The sequence below is a fragment of the Pseudomonas sp. SDO5591_S426 genome, from assembly GCF_054070755.1.
Genome location: NZ_JBSVXD010000322.1, coordinates 1 through 3716 on the forward strand (window position 1 = coordinate 1; position 3716 = coordinate 3716).

The following is a 3716-nucleotide window of genomic DNA, read 5'->3' on the forward strand; positions in this document are numbered from 1 at the left end:
AACTCCTACAGAATGAGGCGAACATCTGTAGGCGCTGCCGAAGGCTGCGATCTTTAGATTTTGATCTCCACTTCCCCAAGATGCCCGCCATACGGCCCAAAACTCCGTTCAACCAAATGCCGTGATCCATCCGCCTGCACGATCAACGCCGTACTCGCCCGCGTCCCATAACTCTGGCTGGCAATAAACACGCTCGACAACAATGTCTCGGTCGCCAATCCGACGCCGGTATCCGGCAAATCGGCAAACGGTGCGGTCTGCGCGTCGCTCAATAACGCCAACAGCGCCTGAGGCTGCGGATCGTCCAGCACCTCGCTCAACGCCGCCCTGGCCTTGAGCAGTTTCGGCCACGGCGTATCCAGCCCTGCGTTCGACAACCCATAAACCCCCGGTGGCAGCATCACCGCTTCCGATTCCCGGGCATTGAAGTGCCAGAGCTCGTTATTGTTGCCAATCAGCAGATTAAAACCGCCATACTCCGGCGATCGTGCGACAACGTCGGTCAAGTAGTCGTCAATCGGCAAGCTCCCGTTGAGAAAGCGCGCCACCAGTTCACCGCGAGACTTTCGACCGGGCGGCCGATGCGGATCTCGGATATTGGTCAGCGCAGCAAAGCGCCCGTTGGCACCGACCCCGAGCCAGGTACCACCGGCCTCCAGGTCGCGACCGGCGTAAACCTGCGGTGCGTCAGACCATTGCGCCAGCGGCAGGCTGGGGCGGGCGTAGAACTCGTCGCGGTTGGCCGCCACGATCAGCGGCTGGGCATGACCCGGTCGCCAGGCGAAAACAATCAGGCACATAAGGTGGTCCTTGTGTGTTTTTTGCCCACTCTACGCAGTCATCGTGCGGGTATCCATCGCCATCCAGTGGAGCCCGAGGCCATGCATCCGTTACCATGCCGCTCCGGTTTTGGGGTTGGGTGGGGAAACAGCATGGAATTTCTGCTCTATCTGGCGCTCGGCGCCTGCGCCGGGGTGTTGGCCGGGCTGTTCGGCGTCGGCGGCGGGATCATCATCGTCCCGGTGCTGGTGTTCAGTTTCACCTTGCAAGGTTTTGACGCATCGATCCTGACCCACCTGGCCGTCGGCACGTCGCTGGCGACGATCATCTTCACCTCGGTCAACGCAGTGCGCGAGCATCACCGTCGTGGCGCCGTGCGCTGGCCGATCTTCGTGTGGATGACCGTGGGCATCCTGATCGGTGCGGGTTTCGGCGCGCTGACCGCCGAAGCGATTTCCGGGCCGAACCTGCAGAAAATCATCGGTGTGTTCGCCCTGGTGATCGCCGCGCAACTGGCGCTGGACGTCAAACCCAAGGCCAGCCGAACGGTGCCGGGTAAAGTCGGTCTGACCGTCGCCGGCACTGTGATCGGCTGGGCCTCGGCGATTTTCGGCATTGGCGGCGGCTCGCTGACCGTGCCATTCCTGACCTGGCGCAGCGTGCCGATGCAGCAAGCGGTGGCCACGTCATCGGCCTGCGGCCTGCCGATCGCCTTGGCAAGTGCATTAAGTTTCATGATTCTGGGCTGGCACGATCCGTTGCTCCCGGCCCATAGTCTCGGTTTTATTTATTTGCCGGCGCTGCTGGGCATTGCCCTGACCAGCATGGTCTTCGCCCGCATCGGTGCGCGACTGGCCCACAGGTTGTCGCCAAAGTTGCTGAAAAGACTGTTTGCCGCTTTGCTGTTCTGCGTTGGCCTGAGCTTTCTGGTCTGAAGCATCTGCTCTGACGCAAAGCACAATCCTTGCTTAATCCTGAGGTGGCAGCGTCGCCCGGGAATTGATTTGAACTCATGAGGAGTCGCAATGCTGCCTTACCCGCAGATCGACCCGGTGGCCCTGGCCATCGGTCCGCTGAAAATCCACTGGTACGGTCTGATGTACCTGATCGGCATCGGCGGCGCCTGGCTGCTGGCGTCCCGCCGGTTGAACCGCTTCGACCCGACCTGGACCAAGGAGAAACTCTCCGACATGGTGTTCTGGATGTCGATGGGGGTGATTGTCGGCGGTCGTCTGGGCTATGTGCTGTTCTACGATCTGAGCGCTTACCTCGCCAACCCGACGCTGATCTTCGAAGTGTGGAAGGGCGGCATGTCGTTCCATGGCGGCTTCATCGGCGTGATGCTGGCGGCGTTGTGGTTCGGGAAAAAGAACAACAAATCGTTCTTCCAGCTCATGGACTTCGTTGCACCGATGGTGCCGATCGGCCTGGGCGCCGGGCGCATTGGTAACTTCATCAACGCCGAGTTGTGGGGCAAGCCGACCGACGTGCCGTGGGCGATGGTTTTCCCGCCGTTCAGCGATCCGGCGCAGCTCGCGCGTCACCCGTCGCAGCTGTATCAGTTCGCACTGGAAGGTGTGGCGCTGTTCCTGATCCTGTGGCTGTTCTCGCGCAAACCGCGGCCAACCATGGCGGTATCGGGGATGTTCGCGCTGTTCTACGGCATTTTCCGTTTCATCGTCGAATTCGTCCGCGTGCCGGACGCACAACTGGGCTATCTGGCCTGGAACTGGCTGACCATGGGGCAGGTGCTGTGCGTGCCGATGATCCTCGGCGGGCTGTTCCTGATCTGGCTGGCGTACCACCGCGCCCCGGCGACTCCAGCGGCAGCCGTATAAAATTCGAACCCCGCAGCGACGGCTGCGGGTTCAAGGACACAGGTAATTCATGAAGCAATATCTCGAACTGGTCGCCCACGTCATCAAGAACGGCACCAAACAGGCCAACCGCACCGGCGTGAACACCATCAGTTTTCCCGGCGCGATGCTGCGTTATGACCTGCAGGAAGGTTTCCCGGCGATCACCACGCGCAAGATGGCCTTCAAATCGGCCATCGGCGAGATGTGCGGTTTTCTGCGTGGCGTGAACAACGCTGCCGAATTCCGCGCGTTGGGTTGCAAGGTCTGGGACCAGAACGCCAACGAAAACGCCCAGTGGCTGGCCAACCCGTTCCGCCAGGGCGACGACGATCTCGGCGAGATCTACGGCGTGCAATGGCGCAAATGGCCGGCGTACAAGCAGATCCCGGTCAGCAACCCGGCTGCCATCGAGCAGACCCTGAAGCAAGGCTACCGCCAGATCGCTGAAGGCGAAGAAAACGGCCAGGCCTACGTGGTGTTGTACAAAGCCATCGACCAGGTTCGCCAGTGCATCGACACCATCATCAAGGACCCGGGCAGCCGCCGCATCCTGTTCCACGGCTGGAACTGCGCCCAACTTGATGAAATGGCCCTGCCGCCGTGCCATTTGCTGTACCAGTTCCACCCGAATGTCGAGACCAAGGAAATTTCCCTGACCCTCTACATCCGCTCCAATGACCTGGGCCTGGGCACGCCGTTCAACCTCACCGAAGGCGCTGCGCTGCTGAGCCTGATCGGTCGCCTGACCGGCTACACGCCGCGTTGGTTCACCTATTTCATCGGCGATGCCCACGTCTACGAAAACCACCTGGACATGCTCAACGAACAGCTCACGCGCGAGCCGTTCCCAATGCCGAAACTGGTGATCAGTGATCGTGTGCCGGAATTCGCCAAGACCGGTGTGTATCAGCCGGAGTGGCTGGAACTGGTAGAGCCGAGCGATTTTTCGCTGGAAGGCTACGAGCACCATGCGCCAATGACCGCGCCGATGGCGGTCTGAAGGCCTGATCAAGATCCTGTAGGAGCCGAGCTTGCTCGCGATGGCGGTAGCACATTCAACATTAATGTGACTGACAA

Annotated in this window: 4 protein-coding genes; 3 read left to right on the forward strand and 1 reads right to left on the reverse strand. The window is 60.8% G+C overall.

Features of this window, described 5'->3' with window-relative positions; translation table 11 throughout:
- Window positions 1-53: 53 nt before the first annotated feature.
- Window positions 54-800, reverse strand: a complete 747-nt coding sequence (locus ACW9JC_RS29260) for an NRDE family protein (protein ID WP_457459395.1) — start codon at window positions 798-800, stop codon at window positions 54-56.
- A gap of 132 nt (window positions 801-932) precedes the next feature.
- Between ACW9JC_RS29260 and ACW9JC_RS29265 the strand changes: the two genes are divergently transcribed.
- The 3 genes from ACW9JC_RS29265 to ACW9JC_RS29275 all read left to right on the forward strand — a co-directional run bounded on the left by ACW9JC_RS29265 (window position 933) and on the right by ACW9JC_RS29275 (window position 3639).
- A complete protein-coding gene (locus ACW9JC_RS29265; RefSeq protein WP_416127726.1) occupies window positions 933-1715 on the forward strand; it encodes a sulfite exporter TauE/SafE family protein in 783 nt (260 codons plus the stop codon).
- Between the two features lie 90 nt (window positions 1716-1805).
- Window positions 1806-2618 (forward strand): prolipoprotein diacylglyceryl transferase, encoded by an 813-nt coding sequence (lgt, locus tag ACW9JC_RS29270; protein WP_338583725.1) that lies wholly within the window; start codon window positions 1806-1808, stop codon window positions 2616-2618.
- 49 nt (window positions 2619-2667) lie between these two features.
- Window positions 2668-3639 (forward strand): thymidylate synthase, encoded by a 972-nt coding sequence (locus ACW9JC_RS29275; protein ID WP_457459398.1) that lies wholly within the window; start codon window positions 2668-2670, stop codon window positions 3637-3639.
- Window positions 3640-3716: the final 77 nt, after the last annotated feature.

Bases quoted from the DNA above. Each gene is read 5' to 3' on its own strand.
- ACW9JC_RS29260 (WP_457459395.1), bottom strand. From the start codon at position 800: ATGTGCCTGATTGTTTTCGCCTGGCGACCGGGTCATGCCCAGCCGCTG.
- ACW9JC_RS29265 (WP_416127726.1), top strand. From the start codon at position 933: ATGGAATTTCTGCTCTATCTGGCGCTCGGCGCCTGCGCCGGGGTGTTG.
- lgt (WP_338583725.1), top strand. From the start codon at position 1,806: ATGCTGCCTTACCCGCAGATCGACCCGGTGGCCCTGGCCATCGGTCCG.
- ACW9JC_RS29275 (WP_457459398.1), top strand. From the start codon at position 2,668: ATGAAGCAATATCTCGAACTGGTCGCCCACGTCATCAAGAACGGCACC.